General features: G+C 72.5%; 23 protein-coding genes. 11 read left to right on the top strand and 12 right to left on the bottom strand.

The window, feature by feature from the left end; translation table 11 throughout:
- The first annotated feature begins 43 nt into the window (after positions 1–43).
- The 6 genes from FS825_RS15425 (at position 44) to FS825_RS15400 (ending at position 4930) form a co-directional block, all read left to right on the top strand.
- A complete protein-coding gene (locus FS825_RS15425) occupies positions 44–640 on the top strand; it encodes a TasA family protein (protein ID WP_144714725.1) in 597 nt (198 codons plus the stop codon).
- Positions 637–1521, top strand: a complete 885-nt coding sequence (locus tag FS825_RS15420) for a hypothetical protein (RefSeq protein ID WP_144714722.1) — start codon at positions 637–639, stop codon at positions 1519–1521. The genes FS825_RS15425 and FS825_RS15420 overlap by 4 nt, the downstream gene beginning before the upstream one ends.
- Positions 1518–2249 (top strand): signal peptidase I, encoded by a 732-nt coding sequence (locus FS825_RS15415; protein ID WP_144714719.1) that lies wholly within the window; start codon positions 1518–1520, stop codon positions 2247–2249. The genes FS825_RS15420 and FS825_RS15415 overlap by 4 nt, the downstream gene beginning before the upstream one ends.
- Position 2250: 1 nt before the next feature.
- A complete protein-coding gene (locus FS825_RS15410; protein ID WP_144714716.1) occupies positions 2251–2778 on the top strand; it encodes a hypothetical protein in 528 nt (175 codons plus the stop codon).
- Positions 2779–2797: 19 nt separating this feature from the next.
- On the top strand, positions 2798–3289 hold the full coding sequence (locus FS825_RS15405) for a phosphotransferase-like protein (RefSeq protein ID WP_144714713.1): 492 nt from the start codon (positions 2798–2800) through the stop codon (positions 3287–3289).
- Between the two features lie 117 nt (positions 3290–3406).
- Positions 3407–4930 carry a cryptochrome/photolyase family protein gene (locus tag FS825_RS15400; RefSeq protein WP_144714710.1) on the top strand — a complete coding sequence of 508 codons (1524 nt, stop codon included), beginning with the start codon at positions 3407–3409 and terminating at the stop codon, positions 4928–4930.
- Positions 4931–5009: 79 nt separating this feature from the next.
- On the opposite strand, the gene FS825_RS15395 is transcribed toward FS825_RS15400, so the two are convergent.
- Complete coding sequence (locus tag FS825_RS15395) at positions 5010–5939, bottom strand: NADP-dependent oxidoreductase (RefSeq protein WP_144714707.1); 930 nt, start codon at positions 5937–5939, stop codon at positions 5010–5012.
- Between the two features lie 91 nt (positions 5940–6030).
- Between FS825_RS15395 and FS825_RS15390 the strand changes: the two genes are divergently transcribed.
- Positions 6031–6525 (top strand): MarR family winged helix-turn-helix transcriptional regulator, encoded by a 495-nt coding sequence (locus FS825_RS15390; RefSeq protein ID WP_144714704.1) that lies wholly within the window; start codon positions 6031–6033, stop codon positions 6523–6525.
- Between the two features lie 62 nt (positions 6526–6587).
- On the opposite strand, the gene FS825_RS15385 is transcribed toward FS825_RS15390, so the two are convergent.
- The gene (locus tag FS825_RS15385; RefSeq protein ID WP_144714701.1) at positions 6588–7019 is read right to left on the bottom strand and encodes a MarR family winged helix-turn-helix transcriptional regulator; all 432 of its coding nucleotides are present in this window, start codon (positions 7017–7019) and stop codon (positions 6588–6590) included.
- Positions 7020–7066: 47 nt separating this feature from the next.
- Between FS825_RS15385 and FS825_RS15380 the strand changes: the two genes are divergently transcribed.
- From FS825_RS15380 to FS825_RS15365, 4 genes are read left to right on the top strand one after another with little or no spacing between them, the layout of a single operon-like run.
- Positions 7067–7852, top strand: coding sequence for an alpha/beta fold hydrolase (locus tag FS825_RS15380; protein ID WP_260981270.1), 786 nt, complete (start codon positions 7067–7069; stop codon positions 7850–7852).
- 52 nt (positions 7853–7904) lie between these two features.
- Positions 7905–9224: a GNAT family N-acetyltransferase gene (locus FS825_RS15375; protein ID WP_144714698.1), complete on the top strand. Its 1320-nt coding sequence runs from the start codon at positions 7905–7907 to the stop codon at positions 9222–9224.
- Entirely contained in the window at positions 9224–9679 is a 456-nt protein-coding gene (locus tag FS825_RS15370) for a DUF2087 domain-containing protein (protein WP_144714695.1), read from the top strand. The genes FS825_RS15375 and FS825_RS15370 overlap by 1 nt, the downstream gene beginning before the upstream one ends.
- Positions 9680–9692: 13 nt before the next feature.
- The gene (locus tag FS825_RS15365) at positions 9693–10676 is read left to right on the top strand and encodes a prenyltransferase/squalene oxidase repeat-containing protein (protein WP_144714691.1); all 984 of its coding nucleotides are present in this window, start codon (positions 9693–9695) and stop codon (positions 10674–10676) included.
- A gap of 12 nt (positions 10677–10688) precedes the next feature.
- Here FS825_RS15365 and FS825_RS15360 read toward each other — a convergent pair whose 3' ends face one another.
- From FS825_RS15360 to FS825_RS15315, 10 genes are all read right to left on the bottom strand, one after another.
- Positions 10689–11687, bottom strand: coding sequence for an ABC transporter permease (locus FS825_RS15360; protein ID WP_144714688.1), 999 nt, complete (start codon positions 11685–11687; stop codon positions 10689–10691).
- The gene (locus FS825_RS15355) at positions 11684–12622 is read right to left on the bottom strand and encodes an ABC transporter permease (RefSeq protein ID WP_186377280.1); all 939 of its coding nucleotides are present in this window, start codon (positions 12620–12622) and stop codon (positions 11684–11686) included. The genes FS825_RS15360 and FS825_RS15355 overlap by 4 nt, the downstream gene beginning before the upstream one ends.
- Positions 12619–14283 carry a dipeptide ABC transporter ATP-binding protein gene (locus tag FS825_RS15350; protein ID WP_144714682.1) on the bottom strand — a complete coding sequence of 555 codons (1665 nt, stop codon included), beginning with the start codon at positions 14281–14283 and terminating at the stop codon, positions 12619–12621. Before FS825_RS15350 ends, FS825_RS15355 begins: the two co-directional genes overlap by 4 nt.
- Positions 14280–15947 (bottom strand): ABC transporter substrate-binding protein, encoded by a 1668-nt coding sequence (locus FS825_RS15345; RefSeq protein WP_144714679.1) that lies wholly within the window; start codon positions 15945–15947, stop codon positions 14280–14282. Before FS825_RS15345 ends, FS825_RS15350 begins: the two co-directional genes overlap by 4 nt.
- A gap of 208 nt (positions 15948–16155) precedes the next feature.
- The gene (locus FS825_RS15340) at positions 16156–16947 is read right to left on the bottom strand and encodes a cation-transporting ATPase (RefSeq protein WP_144714676.1); all 792 of its coding nucleotides are present in this window, start codon (positions 16945–16947) and stop codon (positions 16156–16158) included.
- Positions 16948–17043: 96 nt separating this feature from the next.
- Positions 17044–17535, bottom strand: coding sequence for a DUF2510 domain-containing protein (locus FS825_RS15335; protein ID WP_260981269.1), 492 nt, complete (start codon positions 17533–17535; stop codon positions 17044–17046).
- 235 nt (positions 17536–17770) lie between these two features.
- Complete coding sequence (locus FS825_RS15330; protein ID WP_144714673.1) at positions 17771–19030, bottom strand: D-arabinono-1,4-lactone oxidase; 1260 nt, start codon at positions 19028–19030, stop codon at positions 17771–17773.
- Positions 19031–19040: 10 nt separating this feature from the next.
- Entirely contained in the window at positions 19041–20564 is a 1524-nt protein-coding gene (gene araA / locus FS825_RS15325) for an L-arabinose isomerase (RefSeq protein ID WP_144714670.1), read from the bottom strand.
- The gene (locus FS825_RS15320) at positions 20561–21298 is read right to left on the bottom strand and encodes an L-ribulose-5-phosphate 4-epimerase (RefSeq protein ID WP_144714667.1); all 738 of its coding nucleotides are present in this window, start codon (positions 21296–21298) and stop codon (positions 20561–20563) included. Before FS825_RS15320 ends, araA begins: the two co-directional genes overlap by 4 nt.
- On the bottom strand, positions 21295–22998 hold the full coding sequence (locus FS825_RS15315; RefSeq protein WP_144714664.1) for a xylulokinase: 1704 nt from the start codon (positions 22996–22998) through the stop codon (positions 21295–21297). The genes FS825_RS15320 and FS825_RS15315 overlap by 4 nt, the downstream gene beginning before the upstream one ends.
- Positions 22999–23611: the final 613 nt, after the last annotated feature.

Genomic DNA, 23611 nt, shown 5'->3' with positions numbered 1-23611 from the left:
ACTGCACCGCTCACCGCACCACCACGACGACCAGGGGCCGGACATGACCACCGCACCGAGGACGACCGGACGCCACCGTGCTCCGCGCCGTCACCGGTGGGTGTGGCCGACGACGATCGCCCTGGTCGTCGCGGTCGTCACCGCGATGCTCGGCACCGGCGGGACCTACGCACTCTGGAACGGGACCGCGAGCACCTCCGCCTCGACCGTGCGCTCCGCGACCGCGACCATCACCACCGGTCCGCTCTCCGCGATGAACACCGCGGTGCTCGGTCCGGGCGGCGGCACGACGGGGACGTTCACCGTGAAGAACACCGGCTCGATCCCCCTCACCATGCGCGTCGCGACGACGTCGACGAACGTCGCCTACGCCACGAACTCGACACCCGCCGCGGTGCTCGGCGAACTCACCCTCCGGCTCGCCGTCGTCTCCAGCACGACCGACTGCCGCACCGGGTTGTCCGGCGCGAGCGGACGGCTGGCGGCCTTCGACACCGGGAGCAGCTCGTTCACCCTCGCCGCCGGGGCCAGTGCCGTGGGCTGTGTCGAGATGGACCTCGACGCCGACGCACCCCAGACCGTCGCCGGAGCCGTCGCCGACTTCACCCTCACCGTCACCGGCACGCAGGTGAGCGCATGAGCCGCCGACTCCGCGTACTGCTCGCAGCCGTCCTCAGCGTCGTGTTCGTCGTCGCCGGTTCGTCCGCCGCCTGGGCGCTCTGGACCGCCACCGGCACCACGGCGTCGAGCGTCACGATCGGCAAGACCGGCGCGTCCCTGAGCGGCACGAACGCCATGACGACGACGTTCTCCTCCACCGTCACGTCGATGACGAAGCCCGTCACGCTGACGAACGCGGGCACCATCGCCGGGACAGCCACCACGTCCGTGTCGGTCGTCTCCGGGAGCTCGAGCGCCCTCGCCCAGGCCGTCGGCGTCGTCGCGTGGCCCGTCGCGTCCGCTGCCGCTTGCACGGACACCGCCGCGGTCGGCACCGGCTCGGTGCGTGGCACGTGGGCGTCCCTGCCGAGCATGACGTCCACGCTCGCCGCCGGTGCCAGTGCCGTGTGGTGCACCCGGAGCACGCCGACGTCGTCCGCCCCCGCGTCGAGCACCGCCAACGTCACCCTGAACCTCACCGTCACGGCGGGGAGCTGGAGCTCGGGCGTCGTGTCCGGCGGGTTCTACCTGAACACCTCGGCCGCCTCCCCCGCGCTCACCTGCACCGACCACAGCGGCACCTACGTCGAGGTCGCGTGGCCGGCTTCGTCCCGGCCGATGGACACCTACTACGGCGCCTTCGTCGGGTCCACGATGGTGGGCCAGAAGGAACAGGACTACTACGGGCGCATCACCTTGGCGCCCGACCAGATCCCGGCGAGCGCCGGCACGAGCGGCGCCGTCACCGTCACCGTGAAGGTCCTCGACAGCGCCGGCAACGCCACCACCACCGTCGCCGGGAGCGGCACGGTCACCCTCTTCACCCAGAACGACGGGAAGGCGATCCGGTGCGGCGCATGACCACCAGCACCCCGCGCACCGGCTGGCGTGCCGTGGTCCACGCCCTCGCGCTCGGCCTGAGCACCGGCCTGCTCGTGATCGTCGCCGGCCTCGCGGTCGTCCTCATCGTCGTGCCGAAGGCCACCGGGTCGACGCCCCTCACCGTGCTCACCCAGTCGATGGAACCGACGCTGCCGCCGGGAACGCTGCTCGTCGTGCGTCCCACCCCGGTCGCCGACATCCGCATCGGCGACGTCGTGACCTACCAGATCACGTCCGGGCAGCCCGCGGTGGTCAGCCACCGGGTGGTGTCGATCGCGTCGTCGTCGGACGGCTCCCGCACGTTCACGCTCAAGGGCGACAACAACGCGCTCCCCGACCCCGCGCCGGTCACCGCCGCACAGATCCGCGGTGTCGTCTGGTACAGCCTGCCGGACGTCGGGCGTGTCAACCAGCTCGTCAACGGGTCCCGGTCCTGGCTCGTGCCCGCCATCGCCGGCGTCCTGCTCGCCTACGGTGCGGTGATGGTCACGATCGGGGTCGTCGGCGCCGTGCGGCGACGGCGAGCCGGGCGGGCGGAGGCCGGGCACGCGCATGCCGCCACGTCCACCGACCGGGCACACCGGGCGGAACGGACGCACCGCGGCGACCGGGGACGCCGGGCGGACCGAGGGGCCACGGTCGGCCGGACCCGTCGCGCGAGCCGGACCAGCCGGTCCGAACGCTCGCACCGGGCTACGCTCGGGTGACGTGACGGACGGCGTGGAACGGGCGAGAGCGCTGCTCGACGACGCGGCGCGGACGCTCCGGGCCGCCGACGTCCCCGACGAGGGCCTCGGCGAGTACGTCGAACCGAAGGCGGTCCTCGGCATCCGCCGCGACCCCACGATCCGCTCGCTCGGCCGGGTCTGGCGGGTCGGGGCGTTGCTCATCGGCTCCACCGCGGAGACCGGCGGTCGGGTCTGGGCCACGGGACGCATCACCCGCGTGACCGAGGCCGGGCGGTCCCAGTTCGTGTCGGTGTCCGCCGAGGTGCGCCGCGCCTACCGGGCAGCTGCGGCAAAGGGGCACTTCGAGCCGGGCGACACGGTGAACCACGGTGCTGTGCCGATCGCCCTCGACGAGTCGCTCGACGGGGCCGACGGCGTGCTGTTCGTGGCGGACGACGTGCCGCTCGTGCGCTGGTCGCAGGCGGCCGGCGCAGCCGTGCCGCTCGACGCCTACCTGGCCGACCGGGTCGGGTTGCTGGTGGACCCGCCGCGGGGTGCGACCGACTGACCGGGCCTACCGTGGACACGTGCTCATCGTGATCCGCGGGAACTCGGGCTCCGGCATGACGACCCTGGCCGCCGCGCTGCAGCACGCGCTGGGGTGGCCCACCGCGGTGATCGGCCAGGACCACTTCCGACGTGTCGTCTACCGGGAGCGTCAGGACGCCGGTACCGCGGACGGCATGGAACACGCTGCCCTGCTCGAAGCCGCGACCATGCACTGCTTGGCTGCTGGTCACCACGTCGTGCTCGAAGGGATCCTCCGCGCCGACCGCTACTCGGCGATGCTCGAACGCGTGTCGGCGGCATCCGACGACGCACGCTTCTGCGCCTTCGACCTCACGTTCGACGAGACGCTGGACCGCCACGTCGGCAGGCCCGAGGCCGCCGAGTTCACCCCCGACCGGATGCGCGAGTGGTACCGCGGCTGGGACCCGCTCCCGTTCGTGGCGGAGGAGCGGATCGGTCCCGGTGAAGCGCTCCCGGACATCGTCCGCCGCATCGTCGACGGCCACTAGTCCGGCCTCGCAGCACCGATACCGCGGCTGGAGGATGCCCTGGCGCACCGTCGAACCGCGCCCGCGGGGCGGGCGCGACCCGCGCCTCCCGACCCGCGACCGCGTAGCGTCGCGCCCATGCCGCCGCGCCCGACGACCTCTTCAGGACCCGCGTCGACCGGCTCGGACACGTCCACCCGCCGCCGCCTCGTCCTCCCCGGCCAGTACGGCCCCCTGTTCGACGACGGCGGCCCGGCACTCGTCGTCGAAGCGCGCGAGTTCTTCACCGCGCGCCCGATGCACCGCACGAAAGCGCACCTCTGGCTGAGCGCGCTCCGGCACCGCGTCCGCGAACTCGGGGACCGTGCCGAGCACGTCCGGGTCGACGCGCTCCGCGAGGCGCTCGTCGGCCGCGACGACCTCGAGGTGGTCGACCCGCCGTCGCGCGTCCTCCGCGCCCAGGTCCGCCACTGGGGCCAGGGCACCTCGATCCTGCCCAGCCGCGGCTTCGTCACCGACGAAGACGAGTTCGCCGAGTGGGCCGCGCAGCGCACCGGGCGGTTCCGGATGGAGGACCACTACGAACGGGTCCGCCGTCGGGAGGGCTGGCTCATGGATGGCGACCGCCCGGTCGGTGGCCGCTTCAGTCTCGACGACCAGAACCGTGAACCGCCGCCGCGGGGTGCGACGACGCTCGGGCTCCCCGACCCGTGGTGGCCGACCGAGGACGACGTCGACGACGAGGTCCGGCACGACCTCGACCAGTGGGAGCGCGAGGGGGTCGTCCGGTTCGTCGGCGCCGACGACCGGCGACGCTTCGCCGTCACGGCGGACGAGGCACACGAGGCCCTTGCCGACTTCGTCGCGGTGCGCCTCGGCGACTTCGGCCCGTTCGAGGACGCCACCCTGACGCACGACTGGACGATGGCGCACTCGCTGCTCAGCGTGCCGATGAACCTCGGCGTGCTGGACCCGCGTGCGGTGATCGATGCGGCGCTCGAGGCGCACCGGACGGAAGCGGCACCGCTGTCGAGCGTGGAGGGCTTCGTCCGCCAGGTCGCCGGGTGGCGTGATTACGTCTGGCACCTGTACTGGTGGTTCGGCGACGAGTACGGCGCGACCGAGAACGCCCTCGGCGCGCACGAGCCGCTCCCCCGTTGGTGGCGGGAGCTCGACGCGACGGACATCGAGGCGGCGTGCCTCGGCACGGCGATCGAGGGGCTCGACGAGCACGGCTGGCTGCACCACATCCAGCGGCTCATGGTGCTCGGCAACTGGGCGTTGCAGCGCGGGTACGACCCTGTCGAGCTGACGGAGTGGTTCACCGACGTGTTCGTCGACGGCACCGACTGGGTGATGCCGGCGAACATCATCGGCATGTCCCAGCACGCGGACGGCGGCGTGGTCGCGACCAAGCCGTACGCGTCCGGCGGCCGGTACATCGACCGGATGTCCGACCACTGCGGCGGCTGCCGGTACGACCCGACGAAGCGCACCGGTGCGGACGCGTGCCCCTTCACGGCCGGCTACTGGGCGTTCCTGGCCCGCACCGAGGGTGCTCTTGAGGGGAACCGCCGGATGACCCGTCCACTCCAGCAGATGCGACGGCTGACCGACCTCGACGAGGTGGTCGCACAGGAGGCGCGGCGCGGCCGGCCGTGAGCGCTGCGGTTCCGGGGTCTGCAGCGCTCGCGGCGGTGCCGGTCGCGCCTCGCTGGTCCTGACATCGTGGCGCACGACCTCAGGCGAGGACGACGACCTTGCCGGCGATCCGTCCGGCAGCGCCCTCGGCGTGGAGCGCCGGCAGCTCGGCCAGGGGGATCCGCCGCGTCACCTCGACGGTGAGCGCACCCGCGTCCACGAGGGACACGAGCTCGGCCAACCGCTCGCGGTTCGGCAGGACGAACACCGTCGCCGCACGGACCCCGCGGGACTCGTCGCCGGGCGTCGCCATGAACGCCGTCGTGCTGACGACGGTCCCGCCGTCACGCACCGCGGCCACGTCGGCGGCGAACCGCTCGGGCTCGATCGGGGCGAGGTTGAGCAGGACGTCCACCTGCCCGTCGAGTGCGTCGAGCACGTCCGTCTCGGTGTGGTCGATCACCTGGTCGGCACCGGCGGCCCGGACGGCCTCGGCGCTGCGCGGGCTCGCCGTGGCGATCACGTGCACCCCGGCGCGCTTGGCGAGCTGGACGGCGTACTTCCCGACGACCCCGCCGGCACCGACGACGAGCAACCGCTGCCCCGCCTCGAGCCGGCCGTCGTCGAAGAGCGCCTGCCAGGCGGTGAGCGCCACGGACGGCAGCGCCGCGGCGTCCGTCAGCGGGATGCTCGTCGGTGCTGCGACGACGGCGTCCGCCGGGGCGACGACGTACTCCGCCGCTCCCCCGTCGCGTTCCATCGGGAGGAACGCGATGACCTCGTCGCCCACGGCCACCCCGGTCACGCCGTCACCCACGGCGTCGACCGTGCCGGACACGTCGTAGCCGGGGACGTGCGGGAGCACGATCGGGATCGGGAGGAACCCGGCTCGCATGCCGTTGTCGGCGGCGTTGTACGCGGACGCGGCGACCCGGAGCCGCACCTCGCCCGCACCCGGGACGGGCTGCTCGACGTCGCCGTAGCGGAGGACCTCGGGCCCACCGACCTCGTTGAACCGCACTGCCTTCATGATCGTTCCTTTCGTCATTTGCTTCGAGTTCGAAGCACTTGCCAGGAACGTACCACTGCTTCGAACTCGAAGCAACAGGTAGGATCGGAACATGTCGGAATCGCCCACGTCCCTCACCTCGACACAGCTCGGCGCGTACCTCGCGTTCACCGAGGTGGGCGCACTGCTGCGCCCGGCGGTCGAGAAGCAACTCCGCGACGCGGGCGAGCTGAGCTACGTGCAGTTCCAGCTGCTGGCCCGGTTGGGCGACACCCCGGACGGCCGGCAGCGGATGACGGACCTCGCCGACGGGGTCGTCTACAGCCGGAGCGGCCTGACCTACCAGGCGCAGTTGCTCGAGCAGCGCGGCCTCGTGACACGAGCACCGTCACCGGACGACGAGCGCAGCACGATCGTGTCGCTCACCTCCACTGGGCGTGACGTCCTCGCCGCGGTGTTCCCAGGGCACATCGCCACGGTGCACGGACTGCTGTTCGCGCCGATCGACGACGAGGACGCCGCCGCGCTCGCACGGATCCTGGGGGGCATCGCGGAGCACCTGCGCGCGAACCCGCCGCGCTCCGCGGCACGGCGACGGACGCGCTGAACCCGCGGACCACCTGGCCGCGCCGACGCTGCGGAGCCGACCCGCGCCTCCAGGCCGCCCCGTCAGGCGGACGCGTCGGGCGCGTCGGACGCGACCAACACGTCGAGCAAGTGAGCCAGCACCGCGCGCTGGTCTTCGCCGAGCGGCGCGAACAGGTCGTCGAGCACGTCCAGGGCGATCCGGTGACCGTCCTCCAGCGCCGCGCGCCCGGCGTCGGTGAGCCGGTGCTCGATGCGGCGACCGTGTCCGGCAGACCGATCGATGAGCTCGCGCTCGACGAGCCGACCGGCGAGCGTGCCGAAGGCCTGGTCGCTCTGGAACGTCGCGACGGCGAGGTCGTGACCGGACGCCCCCGGCATGCGGTCGATGGCCCGGAGCGCATCCCACTGCACGAGCGTCACGCCGAGGTCGCGCAGCGCCGCGTCCATCGTCCGGTGGTTCCGGTACTGCGCGCGCTTGATCGTCTGCCCCAGCCGTTCCAGATCGATCGTCATGGTGCTACCGTATCAACACACGTAGATAAACATGTTGAGACAGGACCATGATGACCTCCACGCTCCCCTCGGACCTCCCCCTCGTCGAGACCGGTGACCCGGGCGCCCGCACCGCACTCGTGCTGCACGGCGGCGGTGGGCCGCTGACCGTCGCGCCGATCGTCGGGCACCTCGCACCGACCATGCACGTGCTCGCGCCGACCCACCCGGGGTGGGACGGCACCGCGCGACCCGACGAGATCGGCTCCGTCGCCGACCTCGCGGCCGTCTACCTCGCCCGCCTGCGCGAGCACGGCGAGCGGGACGTCGTCCTGGTCGGCTCGTCGATCGGCGGGTGGATCGCCCTCGAGATGGCCGTGCAGGCTGCCGCCGACGACCGCGACGCCGGCCTGATCGGCGCGGTCGTGGACATCGACGGCGTCGGCGTGGTCGTCGAGGGCGAACCCATCGCCGACTTCTTCGCGCTCGACGCCCGCGGCCTCGCCGAGGTCGCGTGGCACGACCCCGAGCGCGGCTACCGCGACCCGTCCTCCTTCACCGACGAGCAGCGCGCGGTCCAGCAGTCGAACGGCCGGACGATGGCCGCGATCGCCGGCGCCGGCGCCGGGATGAGCGACCCCGCGCTCCTCGGGCGGCTCGGTACGATCGCCGTCCCGACGCTCGTCGTGTACGGCGCCAGCGATCGCGTCGTCACGCCCGCGTACGGCCGCGCCGTCGCCGGAGCGATCCCCGACGCAGCGTTCGCCGAGGTGCCGGCCGCCGGACACCTCCCCCATCTGGAAGCACCGGAGGCGACCTGGGCGGTCATCGACCCGTTCCTCGAACGGCCCTGACCGCGAGCGGGACCCCCTGCGCCGCGTCACCGGTCCCCGATAGTGTCGGCGTGTGAGCAACGACGCATTCGACGACCGCTACGAGCTGCGCGAGTTCGCGCCCGGGACGGACGACCAGGGGGCCCCGAACGCCGAGACCGGAGCATGGATGCAGGCCGTGGGCCTCGGCTTCCACGAGCCGCACCCGGGCGACGAACAGGCCGCCCGCATGGTCGAGCACTTCGTCGAGGACCAGGAGACCTTCCTCGGCGCCTACGTCCGCCGGCCCGCTCCGGGATCGGTCGACGAGACCTGGCCGGCCGGCACCTTCGCGTGGTTCCCCAAGGCACTGAGCTGGGGCGACGGCTCGTCGATCGACACACAGGCGATCTCGGCCGTCACGGTCCGTCCGACGGAGCGCCGCCGGGGCATCCTCCGCCGCATGATGACGCGCGCGCTCGAGCGGGGTGTCGCCGACGGCTACGCCATCGCCTCGCTGACCGCGTCCGAGGGCACGATCTACCGCCGCTTCGGCTTCGGCAGCGCGATCCGCGAACGCGCCGTGCACGTCCGCCGCGACCGCGCACTGCCCTTCCTCGCGCCGACGACCGGCGTCGTCAGCATCGTCACGCCCGAGTGGCTCGCCGGCGGCCCGGGCCGCTCGGTCTTCGACCGCTTCAACGCCCGCACACCGGGCTCGATGGTCCGGAACGCCGGCACCTGGCCGGTCGCGTTCGGCCTCCGCGGGCAGGACGGCGAGAAGGCGAAGGGCGTCCGCGCCGCCGTGCACCGACCCGACGGGTCGGACGAGGTCGACGGCTACGTGACCTGGCGCGTCTCGGAGAGCCGCGACGACGACACCGTGCTCGAGGTCGTCGACCTCGTCTACGCCACCGACGCCGCCTACCTGTCGCTGTGGGAGTTCCTGCTCTCGGTCGACCTCAACGACGTCGTCAAGTACAACCGGTCGCGTCTGGACGACCCGATCGTCGCCGCCCTCGGCGACAACCGCGCGTACGACGTCGACCACGAGGAAGACCACGTCTGGCTCCGCGTCCTCGACGTCCCGGCCGTGCTCGCCTCGCGGCCCTACGCCGTCGACGGTTCGCTGACGCTCGCCGTGACGGACGCGCTCGGGTTCGCCTCCGGCACGTTCCGGCTCGACGTCCAGGAGGCGCGGGGCACCGTCACGAAGGTCGCCGACGACGTCGACGTGGCCGGGTCCGACCTCCAGCTCGACGTGGCCGACCTCGGTGCGGTGCTCCTCGGGTCGGTGTCGCCGGTGACGCTCGCCGCCGCCGGGCTCGTCGGCGCTGCGGACCCGGCAGCGCCGGCGCTGCTGCGTGCCATGCTCACCCCGCCGCGGACGCCGCACGGCATCACGTACTTCTGATGGACGTGCGCGGCACCATCGGACGGGCGCGGCAGGCGGTCGCGGTCCTCGCCAGTCCGTCGCTCCGTGCCGCGGTCGTCGGCGGCGCGGCGCTCGACGAACGGACCCGTGCCGCCGTGACGGCGTTCGACTGGCTCGGTGACGACGGTCCGGACGCTCCGTTGCTCGGCCGGACCGCGCAGGACCTGCAACACCTGCAAGGGCCCGCGGCACTGCTCGAGTTCGACCGGATCGGACGGATGCCCGGCCCGGACGACCAGCGGCACCCGCTGTCGGTCCGCATCGTGCGCACCGTCTTCGCGCGGCTCGGGACGTCACGGCCCGTCACGGAGGCAGTGCTGAACGCCGCGATCGCGATGTTCTCCGAGGACGTCGCGATCGTGCGGCGCGATGCCGTCGACCTCGGCGTGCTCGAACGGACGGACGACGGGGGCGCCTACCGCTTCGTCGGGTAGTAGCCTCCGCGGCATGGACGACACGGTGGTCGCGTGGCTGCTCGACTCGGACCCGGCGATCCGCTGGCAGGTCGAGCGCGACCTCGTCGGTGCACCCGCCTCGACGTGGGAGGCCACCCGCGTCCGCGTCGCCACCGAAGGGATCGGTGCCGCACTCCTCGCGCACCAGGACCCCGACGGGCAGTGGGCCGGCGGGGCGTACTTCCCCGGCGACTTCGACCCCGGATCTCCCGAGGCCGAGGAACCCGGCCAGCCGTACACCGCGACGACCTGGTCGCTCAACGCGTTGCGCGACTGGGGCCTCGACGCCGCCGTGCTCACGGACACCGCCGCGAGGCTCGCGGCCAACAGCCGGTGGGAGTACGAGCAGCTGCCGTACTGGAGCGGCGAGGTCGACTGCTGCATCAACGCGTTCACGCTCGCGAACGGGACGTGGCTCGGCGCGGACGTCGACGGGATCGCCGACTGGCTGCTCGAGCACCAGCAGGCCGACGGCGGCTGGAACTGCGAGTGGGTGGAGGGCTCGACGGTGTCGTCGTTCCACTCGACGCTCAACGTGCTCGACGGCCTGCTGCAGCACGAGCAGCTGACGAGCGGTCGTCATCCCCGCGCGGCCGAGCTCCGGGACGCCAGGCACCGCGGCGCGGAGTACCTGCTCGAACGACGGCTGCTCCACCGGAAGTCCGACGGGGCACTGGTCGGCCCGTGGGCGACCCGGTTCGCCTACCCGCAGCGGTGGATCTACACGGTGCTCCGCGCCACCGACCACCTGCGCGCGGCATCGCTCCTGGACGGGACCGCACCTGATCCGCGCGCCGCGGAGGCGATCGCGGTGGTCCGCGGCGCCCGACTGCCGGACGGGACGTGGACCCAGGGCGACCGGCCACCGGGGCGGCAGTGGTTCGAGGTCGACGTACCGGCCGGTGCGCCGTCGCGATGGCTCACGCTGTTCGGCACGCGGGTGCTGCGGTGGTGGGACGCGGCCGGCGTGGCCTGACCGGTTCCGCTGCTAGGCCCGGCGACGCACCCGCGGGTCGACGAACGCGTACACGACGTCGACGATCACGTTCGCGGTGACGATGAGCAGTGCCGAGAACAGCGTGAAGCCGACGACCACCTGCAGGTCGAGCGTGTGCACCGCGTCGATGAGGAGCGCCCCGAGGCCCTGCATCGAGAACACCTTCTCGGTGATGACCGCGCCGCCGAGCAGCGAGCCGAGGTCGAGCCCGAACAGCGTCACCACGGGCAGGATCGCCGTCCGCAGCCCGTGCCGCACGACGACCTGGCGTTCGCGGAGTCCCTTCGCTCGGGCGGTCCGGACGAAGTCCTGCGACATCGACTCGAGCATCTCGCCCCGGGTCAGGCGGGCGTAGATCGCGGCACTGATGAACGCGAGGACGCACCACGGCAGGATCAGGTGGGTGAGCCAGCCGACCGGGTCGTCCCCGAACGCGACGTAGCCGCTGGTGGGCAGGATGCCGAGCACGAACCCGAACAGCAGGATCGCGAGCAGCCCGACCAGGTACGACGGCGCGGACACCCCGGCGACGGCCACGGTCATCACGGCCCGGTCGACGAAGGTCCCGCGGCGGAGGGCCGACAGCGCACCACCGGCGACCCCGGCGACGAGCCAGAGCACGGCGGCGCCGACCGCGATCGACGCGGTGACGGGCAGGCGCGTGAGGATGAGGTTCGTCACGCTGTCGTGCAGCTGGAACGAGTACCCGAAGCACGGTGCGGCGCAGTGGATGACCGAGGCGCCGGAGCCGAAGGTCCGCCCGGTGAAGATGCCGGCGAGGTACGCCCCGAACTGCGCGATCCACGGCTTGTCCGTGCCGAGGAACGCCTGGACCTCCCGCAACCGGTCCGGCGTGCAGGGCTTGTCGCAGATCGCGCGGGCCGGGTTGGTCGGCAGCAGCATGAACAGCGCGTAGGTGATCGCGGCGACCACGAGCAGCACGACGACGGCACCGAGGACACGGATGGCGATGAAGCGGAGCGTGGTCACCGGTTCCCCCCTCGCGGGTCGAGGGCGTCGCGGAGCGCGTCGCCGAGCACGTTGAAGGCCAGCGTGATGAGGAACAGCGCCAGGCCCGGGAACACGAGGTACATCGGATCGGTCTGCACCCAGCCGATCGCGTCGCCGATGCTGCGACCCCACGACGGCGTCGGCGGGGTCACGCCCACGGCGAGGAACGACAGCGCGGCCTCGGCACCGATCATCGACGGGATCGAGATCGTCGCGTAGACGGTGATCGTCGCGGCGAGGTTCGGGAGCAGCTGCGTGCGGATGACGTGCCACCGCCCGGCGCCCATCGCGGTCGACGCGACGACGTAGTTCCGCGTGACGAGCGACAGCGTCTGCCCGCGCACGACCCGGGCGACGGACGGCCAGCCGAAGAACCCGATGACGAGGACGACGAGGACGGGCTTCGGGAACGACGTCGGCACGATCGCGGTGAGGGCGATCATGAAGACCAGCGACGGGAAGCCGAAGATGACGTCGACGACGCGGGAGAGCACCCGGTCGTACCAACCGCCGAAGAACCCGGTCGTGACGCCGACGAGCACGCCGATGACGATCGAGACGACGGTCGCGGCGAGCCCGATGCCGAGCGAGGTCCGGGCACCGTAGGTGACGATCGCGAACAGGTCGCGGCCGGTCAGGGGTTCGACCCCGAACCAGTGGTCACCGCTGATGCCGCCGCCGAAGCCCTTCGGGGCACCGAACGAGTTGAGCGCGTCGATGTTGTACCCGTACGGGTCCTGCCCCGTGATCGCGGCGATGAGCGGCGCGCCGACGGCCAGGACGACGAACACGACGATGACGATCGCGGACGCCACGGCCCACCGGTCCTGCCGCACTCGACGGACCACGGCGCGGAAGCCGGTGCTCCGGTTCGCGGCGGCGGCGACCGGCCGTTCGACGACGTTGGCGGTCACGAGGCCACCCCTTCCCATGCACGCCAGGCCTCGCGGCGGGCGGCCTGTCGCACCGGGTCGGCGACGGGCGCTGCCGCGAGGAGCATGCGCGTGTAGTCCTGCTGCGGGTGGTCGAGGACGGCGTCGGTCGTGCCGCGTTCGACGACCCGCCCGTTCCGGAGGACGACGACCTCGTCCGCGAGCTGTCGCACGACGGCCAGGTCGTGGCTGACGAGGAGCATGCCGAACCCGAAGTCCTGCTGGAGCTCGGCGAGGAGGTCGAGCACGGCGGCCTGCACGGTGACGTCGAGCGCGCTCGTCGGCTCGTCCGCGATCACGAGGGCCGGTCGGAGCGCGAGGGCCCGGGCGACCGCGACGCGCTGACGCTGACCGCCGGAGAGCTGGTGCGGGAATCGTTCGGCCCACGAGGGGTCGAGCTGCACGGCGGTCAGGAGCTCGCGGACACGCTCGGCTCGGTGCGCGGCGGAGCCGGCGTCGTGCACGAGGAGCGGCTCCGCGATGCTCCACCCGATCGTCTGCCGCGGGTTGAGCGACGACGCGGGGTCCTGGAACACGATGCCGACCCGGCTGCGGAGCTCGCGGAGTCGGGCGCCGCGCGCGGTCCGCAGGTCGCTGCCGTCCACCTCGACCGATCCGGCGACGACCGGCACGAGGCCGGCGAGCGCTCGGCCGATGGTCGACTTGCCCGACCCCGACTCCCCCACGAGCCCGAGCGTGCCGCCGGCGTGGAGTTCGAGGTCGATGCCGGAGACCGTCGGCGCACCACGGCGCGCGTAGCGCACCGAGACGTCGCGCAGCTGCGCGACCAGCGGACGGGAGGCGCGGCTCGGCTCCGGTGCCCCACCTGCGGTCGTGACGTGGTCGGTTTCCACACGCCGCGCCTCCAGTCCGGGGACTGCAGCGAGGAGTGCCCGCGTGTACTCGGCAGAGGGGGCAGCGAAGACGTCCGCCACCGCCCCGTGCTCGACCGGATCGCCACGGCGCATGACGAGCACCTCGTCGGCGACGTCCGCGACCACGCCCATGTCGTGCGTGATGAGGAGCACCGCGAGACCGCGTTCCCGTCCGAGCGTGCGGAGCAGATCGAGGATCCCCGCCTGCACCGTCACGTCGAGCGCGGTCGTCGGCTCGTCGGCGATGAGCGCCACGGGGTCGCCCGCGAGCGCCATCGCGATCATCGCCCGCTGGAGCTGTCCGCCGGAGAGCTCGTGCGGGTACGCCTTCCGGATGCGTGCCGGATCGGTGAGGCCTGCCGCGCGGAGGAGTTCGTCGGTCCGCGCCGACACCCCCGCCCGGTCGAGGTCGGTCGGGTGCGCGGTGACCGCCTCGGCGATCTGCGTGCCGATGGAGAGCACCGGCGTGAACGAGTTCATCGGCTCCTGGAAGACCACGCCGATGCCCGCGCCCCGGACGGCTCGCAGATCGTCGTCGGACGCGCCGACGAGCTCCTCGCCGCGGAACCGGACGCTGCCGGTGACCCGGGCCTCCGGCGGGAGCAGCCCGAGCACGCTCATCGCGCTGACGGACTTGCCCGACCCGGACTCGCCGACGAGGGCGAGCACCCGGCCGGGCGTCAGGGTGAAGGAGACGTCACGGACGACGGGCTCCGCGTCGCCGAACGCGACGCGGAGCCCCTCGACCTCGAGCAACGGGGCACTCACTTGGCGAGTGACACCTTGAGGTAGTTCGGGTACGCCGGGAAGTCGGCGATCTTGAAGTTCTGCACGTTCGACCCGGCCAGGAACGACTGCTTCGCGTAAGTCAACGGGACGATCGGCGCGTCGGCCATGATCTTCTTGTCGACCTCGGCCCAGAGCTTCTGCGCGTCCTTCTGGTCGATCGTGCCCGTCGCCTGCTTGATGAGCGCGTCGACCTCGGGGTTGCTGTACTTCGAGACGTTGTAGCCGCCGTTGCCGATCTGCGACGAGTCGTAGAGGGGCTGGATGTTGGCGTTCGCGCTCGGGAAGTCCGGCTGCCAGCTGAACAGCGCCAGGTCGAAGTCGGTGCCGTCGGTGACCGCCGTGTAGAACGAGTCCGAGTCGAGCGGCTTCAGCGTGACCGTGATGCCGGCGCGCTTGAGGCCGGACTGCAGCGCCTGTGCCTGGGCGAGGTTGGACGGGTCGTTCTGCGTGGCGAGGGTCAGCTTGAGGTCGGAGACGCCGGCCTCCTGCAGGAGCTTCTTCGCCTTGGCGACGTTCCCCGACGCACCCGGCTTGTAGAGGTCGTAGTCCTGACGACCGGCGATGCCCGGCGTGATGAGCGTCGAGGCGTAGGTGCCGGCGAGGGCACCGCCCGCGGCGATCCGGTACGACTTCTTGTCGACCGCGTACTGCAGCGCCTGACGGACCTTGAGCTCCTTGAGCGAGCCCTTCTGCGTGTTGATCGCCATGTAGGTGATCGGGCCGGCCTTCGACGTCGCGAGGCGGTCCTGCGCGGACGGGTTCGAGCGCACCTGGTTCAGCTCGGCGGCACCGAGGTAGGTGGCACCGAACGAGTCCTTCGCGTCACCGTTGTCGGCGATGAGCGTCTGGGTGACCGTCGACGGGTCCTGGCTCTCCTTGAAGACGACCTTCGACGGGCCGGCGGTGCGGACGTCGTCGGTCTTGGCGCTCCAGGACTTGTTCCGGACGAGCGTGATCTGGGAGCCCTGCGTGTTCGACTGCACCTCGTACGGGCCGCTCGCGACCGGCTTGGCGTCGTACGCGCCGGTGTCGGTTCCGTCGCCCTCGGGGACCGGGGCGAACGCCGGCATCGAGACGATCCAGGGCCAGTCGCCGTAGGCCGCGTTGAGCTTGAAGACGATGGTCGAGTCGTCGGGCGTCTCGATGCTGTCGAGCGTCTTGCCGTCGAACGGGCCCTTGTAGGTGTCACCCCCGACGAGGAGCGACTTGTGGTAGCTCAGACCACCCGTGAGGGTCGGCGCGAACGAGCGCTCGATGCCCCACTTGATGTCCTTCGTGGTGATCGCCGTGCCGTCCTGGAACTCCAGCCCCTTCTTGAGGTGGTAGGTCCAGGTCTTGCCGCCGTCGCTCGAGTCGCCGGTGGTCGTCGCGAGGTCCGGGACGACCTTGGCCGTCTTGCCGGGCTCGACGTCCCACGCGGTCAGGCGGCGGAGCACCAGGCCGAGCGTCGTGATGTTCAGGTTCTGGCTCGTCGCCGGGTCGAGGTGCACCGCGGTCGCCGTCGTGAGGATGTTGAGCGTGCCGCCCTTGGCCGTGCTGCTCGTAGCGTCGTCCGAGGCGCCTCCGCCCGAGCACCCGGCGAGCACCAGGGCTGCTGCTGCGGCGACCGCCGCGGTGATGGTCAGGCGCTTCGGGCGTCTCATGACGGTGGTGCTCCTCGTGGGAAGGGGTGGGGTGGTGACCGTGGGGAGGTCACTGCGGTGCTCCGGGTCGGGTCACCGGGCGCCGTCCATCCTGACACCCGGGCGGTTCCCCGTCCGAATCCCGCGTGCGACGGACGTCGCACGACGTAACGGTCCAAGTCCCGTGAGTCGTCCCGCTATTCCCGATGGGTTCGCACCGAGTCCACCCTCAGCGGTCGAAGAGTCCCCCGAGGAAGTCGTTGCCCAGGTCGCCGAGGAGCTGGCCGCCCTCGCCGAGGAGCTGCTCGCCGTCGCCGAGGTCGCCGACGCCGAGGTCGCCGACGCCGAGGTCGCCGACGCCGAGGTGGCCGATGCCCGCCGCGATGCCGTCGAAGTCCACGCCGAGGTTCGCCGCCTCGGCGAGGAGCGGCCCGGCGGCAGCGCTCGCCACCGCTCCCCCGGCGACCGCCGCACCGAGGCCACCCAACGCCATCGCGCCGGCTCCGACCGCGGCGCCGCCCGCGAACGCGCCCCCGCGGCCCGTACCGCCGAGGACCCGCCGGACCAGCCCCGGCCGTGCCACCTCACCCCGGGTCATCGCGCGTGCCATGCCTCCCGCCGAGTCGTCGCGCAGGTGCTCGTGCGGCGGCAGCTCGGAGTTCAGGCGGTCGCGGATCTGCTGGCGCTGGCCCGGGGTGAGTCGGGCGAACGCGTCGTGGTGGACCTGTTCGAGCCGCTCGGGCGGCGCCGTGCGGAGGAGGTGGTCGTACTTCGCGAGGGCGAGCTTGTCGGGATCGACCGTGCCGCGGGGCTGCGGCTGTCCCTGCGGCTCCGGCTGCCGCTGCGGCTGCGGCGACGGCTGGGTCCGGTCGTCGCCCGTCAGCCGGTCGGCCGCGGTCCGGACGATGTCCCGCCAGTCCGTCCCGCCCTGCTGCTGCGGTCCGCTCTGGCCGCCGTTCTTCTGCATCTGCTTGTCGATGACCTTCGAGGCCATGCCCAGGATCCGGGTGAAGTTCGCCATGCCTCGACCTTTGCGTCCTCACATGTGAGCACTCAGGATCCGCCCGGTGCGACACCCCCACATGTCGTGCGAGCCCCCTGTGAACGCGCCTCCGCGTCAGCCGAGGAGTTGTGCGACCCGCAAGAAGAACCATCCTCCGGCCACGAGGCCGAGGATCACGGCGGCCAGGGAGACACCGAACCCGGTGATCCGCTGGCCGGTGAGCTGGCTCGCTCTCGCGAGGCCGATCGCCCCGAACACCAGTCCGAGGATGCTCGGGATCGCGAGCAGGTTGAAGATGAAGGCGATCAGCGACAGCACCAGACCCGCGTACCCGAACGGGTTGGCGGATCGAGTGGCTCGATCGCGCGCGACGCGGGCCTTGCGTCCGACGAGGGGCGGATCGGTGACGCCGAGGTGGTACTCGGACGGAGCCGGTGGGCGAGGCGAAGCCTCTGCGGGGACGGCCCGCACGTGCGGCGCGGCAGCGTCCGGCTGAGGTGCGAGCGCGCCCCACCGCAGGCCGTCCCACCACCGAAGCCGCGCTTGGTCCTCAGGATCCGGGTACCAACCCGCGATCGGCAGCGTCATGCTCTCCCCCTCAGCCACGCTCAGACAGTAGGGCGTCGGTCGAGGCCGACCGCAGCCCCACTTCGGGGAGGTCGGAACCCGGGCCGGCCACGAGCGGCGCCCCCACCGCTGAGCGCGCGCGTCGAACCACGAACCCGACGTCGAACCGGGCTCGCGGCCTGGTTCGATGTCGCATTCGTGGTTCGTCCCCGGCGACGACGCCCGCGCCCGCCGCCCGCGCCCGGCGCCGGCCGCACGCGCCGCCCGCGCTGCGTCAGGCGAGCACGCGCGCCAAGAACGCGTTGCGGAGCCGCCCCGTCGGGTCGAGGTCCCGGGCGAGCGCGGCGAAGTCGGACAGCCGCGGGTACACCTCGTGCAGCCGCTCGGGGCTCGCCGCGGACACCTTCCCCCAGTGCGGTCGCGCGTCGAACGGGGCGAGCACCTCCTCGATCCGCTCCACGGCCGCTGCCACGGCCGGTGCATCGCGGCGGAAGGTGAAGTGGATCCCGACCGACTGCCGCCCGGCGGACGGTGCGAGCCACGCGGTGTCGGGAGCGATGGTCCGGACCTCGGCGGCGATCAACAGCGGCGCGAAGAGGTCCGCGAGGGGTCGGAGCGCCTGCAGTGCCGGGACGGCCGAGGCCGCGGGCAGCAGGTACTCCGCCTGGATCTCGGCTCCGGTCGACGGGGTGAACGCAGAGCGGAAGTGCGGCAGCCGCTCGGACCACGGTCCCGGCACACCGCCCTGCTCGGTGACACCAGCGGGGTCGTTCTCCCCCGGGTGCACGGGGCCGGTGGCCGGTCGGGCCCCGAGCGCGACGAGGTCGACGGCCGGTGCCGGTTCGTCCACGCGGTGCTTCGTCCACACCTGCCGTGCGCCCCGGTCGTCGAACGCGGTGAACATCGACACCGAGTACGCATCGGACATCACGTCGTCGAAGTGTGCGAACACCGCGTCCCACGGCAAGTCGAGGTGCACGGTCGTGGCGACCTGGAACGTCGGCTCGATCGCGAGTTCGACTGCGGTGACGACGCCGAGCGCGCCGAGCGCCACCCGGTGGGCGTCGAGCGCGCCGTCCGGAGCGGACGCATCGACCCGCACCAGCTCGCCGGAAGCGCGGACGACCTCGAGGCCGACCACCGCCTGCGCGAGCGAGGGGTTCCGGACGCCGGAGCCGTGCGTCCCGGTGGCGACGGCTCCGGCGGTGGAGATGTGCGGCAGGGAGGCGAGGTTCGCGAGTGCCCAGCCCCGCGCCTCCAGACCGGCGGCGACCTGGCTGTGCACCATGCCGGCGGCGACGCGCACGACACGACGTTCCTCGTCGATGTCGAGGACCGGTGGCAGGTCCGCCAGGGAGACCTGCAGGGCGTCCGTGTCGGCGATCGCGTTGAACGAGTGCCGCGATCCGAGCGCCGTCAGGCGCGGCGTCGACGCGACCAGTTCCTGCAACGAGGCCACCGACGCCGGACGCGCCAGGCCGGACGCCCGGTACGTGACGTTGCCGGCCCAGTTCGTCCGCGTCGTCGCGCTCACGGTCACGAGCCTAGAACCCCCGGTCGAGGCGGTGCCACGTCTGCTGGAGACGCAGCTCGTCACGGAACCCGCGGGCGGTGGTGTGCTCGTCGATGACGAGGAACTCGGTGCCGACCAACGTCGCGAAGTCCTCGATGACCTGCAGCCCGACGGCCGTCGTCATCACGGTGTGGTGGGCGGCACCGGCGGTGAGCCACGCCTCAGCGGCGACGGGGAAGGACGGCCGCGGCTCCCAGACGGCGCGGCCGACGGGCAGCTTCGGCAGGGCTTCGGTCGGCGGTACGACGTCGACGACGTTCGCGGTGAGACGGAAGCCGTCGCGGGTGTCGGAGAGCGCGACGACCACGGCCTCGCCGGCGTCGGCGGTGAAGACCAGGCGGACCGGGTCGTCCTTGCCGCCGATGCCGAGCGGGTGGATCTCGAGCGTCGGCTTCGTCGTGGTGAGGGTCGGCGAGACCTCGAGCATGTGGGCGCCGAGGATCTTCTCCGCGCCCGGGGTGAGGTCGTACGTGTAGTCCTCCATGAGGGATGCGCCGCCGGACAGTCCGGCGCCGGCGACGTTCATCGCACGGACGAGGACGGCGGTCTTCCAGTCGCCCTCGGCACCGAACCCGTAGCCGTCGGCCATCAGGCGCTGCACGGCGAGCCCGGGCAGCTGCTTGAGCGAGCCGAGGTCCTCGAAGTTCGTGGTGAAGGCCGCACTGCCGTTCTGCGCGAGGAGGGAGCGGAGCCCGAGCTCGATCGCGGCACCGTCACGGAGCGCGGCGTGCCGGTCACCGCCGTCGCGGCGCAGCGACGGGTCCACGTCGTAGTCACGTTCGTAGACCGCGACGAGGTCGTCGATGTCTTCCTCACTTGCTGAGGAGACCGCTTCGGCCAGCTCGTTGACCGCCCAGGTGTTCACCTGCACGCCGAGCTCGATCTCGGCCTCGGTCTTGTCGCCCTCGGTGACGGCGACGTACCGCATGTTGTCGCCGAACCGGGTCAACTTCAGCGAGCGGACGGACGCCGCGGCCGCTGCCGCACGCGTCCAGTTCTGGACCCGCTGCTGGACCCGGGGATCGGAGACGTGCCCGACCGCCGTGGCGTGCCGGACCCCGAGCCGCGCCAGCACGTACCCGAACTCCCGGTCGCCGTGCGCGGCCTGGTTGAGGTTCATGAAGTCGAAGTCGATGTCCGCCCACGGCAGCGTGACGTTCGCCTGCGTGTGCAGGTGCAGCAGCGGCTTCGTGAGCGCGGTCAGGCCGCCGATCCACATCTTCGCGGGGCTGAAGGTGTGCATCCACGTCGTGACGCCGATGACCTTGTCGTCGGCGCTGGCCTCGATGAGGGCGCGGCGGATACCGTCGGCGTCCTTGAGCACGGGCTTCCAGACGAGCTTGACCGGCAGGGCACCCTCGAGCTGCGCGTGCACGGCACGTGACTGCTCCTCGACCTGGCGCAGGGTCTCCTCGCCGTACAGCCCCTGGCTCCCCGTCAGGAACCAGACCTCGTAGCCCGCCAGTGTCTCGGCGGGGTCGACGACGTGCGTCATGCAAGTGCTCCTTCGGGGTTCTGTCCGTAGACGTTCTGGTAGCGATCGAAGAGTCGATCGATGTTCTCCTGCGCGATGGGCACGACCTCGCCGCCTTGCTTGGCGATGTGCACCGTCCGTGCGACGTCCTCGCACATCACCGCTGCCTTGACCGCGTCGCGGGCGTCGCGACCGATCGTGAACACGCCGTGGTTCTGCATGAGGACCGCGCGGCTCCGGTGCCCGCTGAGGGTCTCGACGATCCCGTGGCCGATCGAGTCGTCGCCGATGATCGCGAACGGGCCGACCGGGATCGGGCCGCCGAACTCGTCGGCCATCGCCGTGATGACGCACGGGATCTCCTCGGCTCGGGCTGCCCATGCCGTGGCGTAGGTCGAGTGGGTGTGCACGACGCCGCCGACCTCGGGCATGTTCCGGTACACGTAGGCGTGCGCGGCGGTGTCGGAGGACGGGCCGTGCTCGTTGCCCCACCCGTCGGCCGGGACGCCGTCGAGGGTGCACACCACCTGGTTCTCGGGGGTCAGGTCGTCGCTCGACACACCGCTCGGCTTGATGACGAAGAGGTCGGTGCCGGGGACACGCTCGGAGACGTTGCCCCCGGTCCAGATCACGAGGCCGTAGCGGACGAGTTCGCCGTGCAGGCGGGCGACGCGTTCGCGCGTGGTGGCGACGGCCTGCTGGGTGGTCGGGTCGGCCGGGTCGGCCGGGTCGGTCTGCTTGCTCGCGTCGGTCATCGGGTCACTTCCTCTGCCTGGAGGCGCGGCTCGGCCCCGTCGGCCGGCTCGGGTCGGTCGGTGGTCGCGCTGGCTCGGGTCGTCGCTGCCGCCACGGCCTGGACCGGGAGCGCCGCGCGGTACCGCTCGAGGTAGGTCTGGAAGCCGTCGACGTCCCGCTGCTCGGGCTCGGCGACCTGCACGGCGCCGCCACCGAAGACGGTGTCGGCGAGGAAGTCCGCGAGGTGCTGGTCGGTGTGCTCCAGGTAGGCCGCGAGGACCGCGATCCCCCAGGCACCGCCCTCGCCGGCGGTCTCCTCGAGCGCGACCGGCACCCGCAGCGCCGCCGCGAGCAGTCGCTGGGGAGCGCCGGGCGTGCGGAAGAGCCCGCCGTGCGCGGTCATCCGGTCGACCTGCACCTGTTCGTCGTGCAGGACGTCCATGCCGATCGCGAGGGTGGCGAACGCGCCGTGCACCTCGGAACGCACCAGGTTGCCCAGGGTGAAGCGGGCGTCGGGAGTGCGGAGCAGCAGGGGCCGGCCGTCCACGACGTGGGTGACGGGCTCGCCCGCGAGGTAGTTGAACGAGAGGAGCCCACCGGCGTCCGGGTCGGCGTGCTCGGCTTCGGCCAGCAGCGTCGCGTAGACGGCGTCGATGTCCGGTGCGGCGCCGCCGGTGCGCTCGCTCGCCGCTTCGGCGAACCGACCGAACACGCGCGCCCAGCTGGCGATCTCGCTCGCACCGTTGTTGCAGTGCACCATCGCGACAGGGTCGCCGGACGGCGTCGTCACGATGTCGAGCTCCTCGTGCGGCGTCGACAGGGCCTGTTCGAGGACGACCATCGCGAAGATGCTCGTCCCGACGCTGACGTTGCCGGTCCGGGGAGCGACGGCGTTCGTCGCCACCATGCCCGTCCCGGCGTCGCCCTCGGGCGGGCAGAACGGGACGCCGGACTGCAGCGAGCCGGAGGGGTCGAGCCACGCCGCGCCCTCGGGGGTGAGGGCTCCGGCGTCGTCCCCGGCAACCAGTACCTCGGGCAGGAGCGCTCGCAGGTCGGGCACCGCCGCGCCGAGGAGGTCCTGCGTCGTCCGGAGCCTGGCGTCGTCCCAGTCCCGGGCGCCCGGGTCACCGGGTCCGCTGTCGACCGGGGAGCTGTCGATCGGGAAGACTCCGGACGCGTCGCCGACGCCGAGGACGTCCCGCCCGGTGAGCCGTCGGTGGACGTACCCGGCGAGCGTGGTGATGCCGGCGAGCTCGGCGACGTGGGGCTCCTCGTCGAGGACCGCCTGGTAGAGGTGCGCGACCGACCAGCGGAGCGGGATGTTGCAACCGAGGGCGTCGCTCAGCCGTTCGGCGGCGGGGCCGGTCGAGGTGTTGCGCCAGGTGCGGAACGGGACGAGCAGCTCGTCGTCGGCGTCGAACGCGAGGTAGCCGTGCATCATCGCGCTCACGCCGGCGGCACGGTAGCTGGTCGGGGTGACGTCGTACTGCGCCTCGACGTCGGCCACGAGGGCGGCGTACGCGGCGCGGAGTCCGGTCTCGACGGCGTCGAGGGAGTAGGTCCATCGGCCGTCGACGAACTCGTTCTCCCACTCGTGGGAGCCTGCGGCGATGGGCACGAGGTCCTCGTCGACCAGGCATGCCTTGATGCGGGTGGACCCCAGCTCGATGCCGAGGGTCGTCCGGCCGTCCGCAACCTGCTGTCGGCGATCGTCGCTCATGCGTTTCCTCCAGAACCTCGTCGTCCTCCGTGAGCGCTCACATCCTGTCACGTGAGCGCTCACTCTCGCAATGCGCGGCGCGCCGGGCCCCGCGCGCCACCGCCGCCCGCCCGCCGAGCCCGCCCGCCGCGCCCTCCCGCCAGGCCCTCCCCGAGCGGGCGAAATACGTCCCGCTCGGGACCCGCACCCGGCTGCTTCCGCCCGCTCGGTGAACCGGGCGCGGCGTGTTCCGCCCGCTCGGCGCGCCGGACTCCCCGGAGGTCGGCCCCTCCCACGCCAGCCCCGCGTCGGCCCCGGCACCGTGCGGCACGCGCTCGCCGATCCCGGACGGGCGAAATGGGTCCCGCTCGGCGCCCCCACCCGGCCACTTCCGCCCGCTCGGCGAACCGGGCGCGGCGTGTCCCGCCCGCTCGGCGCGCCGGACTCCCCGCGGGTCGGCCTGTTCCGCGCCAGCCCTCACCCTCCCCGAGCGGGCGAAATACGTCCCGCTCGGCGCCCCCAACCGGCCATTTCCGCCCGCTCGGCGAACCAGGCGCGGCGTGTTGCGCCCGCTCGGCGTCGCGGGCCGCCACGCGCGCCGCCGCGCGCGCCGCGCGCCGCGCCCGCCCGCGCC

Origin of the sequence: Curtobacterium pusillum, from assembly GCF_007680845.1 — a bacterium.
GTDB classification, from domain to species: domain Bacteria; phylum Actinomycetota; class Actinomycetes; order Actinomycetales; family Microbacteriaceae; genus Curtobacterium; species Curtobacterium pusillum_B.
This window is presented reverse-complemented; position numbering and strand designations above follow the sequence as displayed.

Excerpts from the sequence above, each read along its gene's own strand:
- FS825_RS15380 (WP_260981270.1), top strand. The coding sequence starts at position 7,067 with ATGATGACCTCCACGCTCCCCTCGGACCTCCCCCTCGTCGAGACCGGT.
- FS825_RS15370 (WP_144714695.1), top strand. The coding sequence starts at position 9,224 with ATGGACGTGCGCGGCACCATCGGACGGGCGCGGCAGGCGGTCGCGGTC.
- araA (WP_144714670.1), bottom strand. The coding sequence starts at position 20,564 with ATGACGCACGTCGTCGACCCCGCCGAGACACTGGCGGGCTACGAGGTC.
- FS825_RS15425 (WP_144714725.1), top strand. The coding sequence starts at position 44 with ATGACCACCGCACCGAGGACGACCGGACGCCACCGTGCTCCGCGCCGT.
- FS825_RS15420 (WP_144714722.1), top strand. The coding sequence starts at position 637 with ATGAGCCGCCGACTCCGCGTACTGCTCGCAGCCGTCCTCAGCGTCGTG.
- FS825_RS15340 (WP_144714676.1), bottom strand. The coding sequence starts at position 16,947 with ATGGCGAACTTCACCCGGATCCTGGGCATGGCCTCGAAGGTCATCGAC.
- FS825_RS15395 (WP_144714707.1), bottom strand. The coding sequence starts at position 5,939 with ATGAAGGCAGTGCGGTTCAACGAGGTCGGTGGGCCCGAGGTCCTCCGC.
- FS825_RS15400 (WP_144714710.1), top strand. The coding sequence starts at position 3,407 with ATGCCGCCGCGCCCGACGACCTCTTCAGGACCCGCGTCGACCGGCTCG.
- FS825_RS15390 (WP_144714704.1), top strand. The coding sequence starts at position 6,031 with ATGTCGGAATCGCCCACGTCCCTCACCTCGACACAGCTCGGCGCGTAC.
- FS825_RS15345 (WP_144714679.1), bottom strand. The coding sequence starts at position 15,947 with ATGAGACGCCCGAAGCGCCTGACCATCACCGCGGCGGTCGCCGCAGCA.
- FS825_RS15385 (WP_144714701.1), bottom strand. The coding sequence starts at position 7,019 with ATGACGATCGATCTGGAACGGCTGGGGCAGACGATCAAGCGCGCGCAG.
- FS825_RS15415 (WP_144714719.1), top strand. The coding sequence starts at position 1,518 with ATGACCACCAGCACCCCGCGCACCGGCTGGCGTGCCGTGGTCCACGCC.
- FS825_RS15365 (WP_144714691.1), top strand. The coding sequence starts at position 9,693 with ATGGACGACACGGTGGTCGCGTGGCTGCTCGACTCGGACCCGGCGATC.
- FS825_RS15320 (WP_144714667.1), bottom strand. The coding sequence starts at position 21,298 with ATGACCGACGCGAGCAAGCAGACCGACCCGGCCGACCCGGCCGACCCG.
- FS825_RS15315 (WP_144714664.1), bottom strand. The coding sequence starts at position 22,998 with ATGAGCGACGATCGCCGACAGCAGGTTGCGGACGGCCGGACGACCCTC.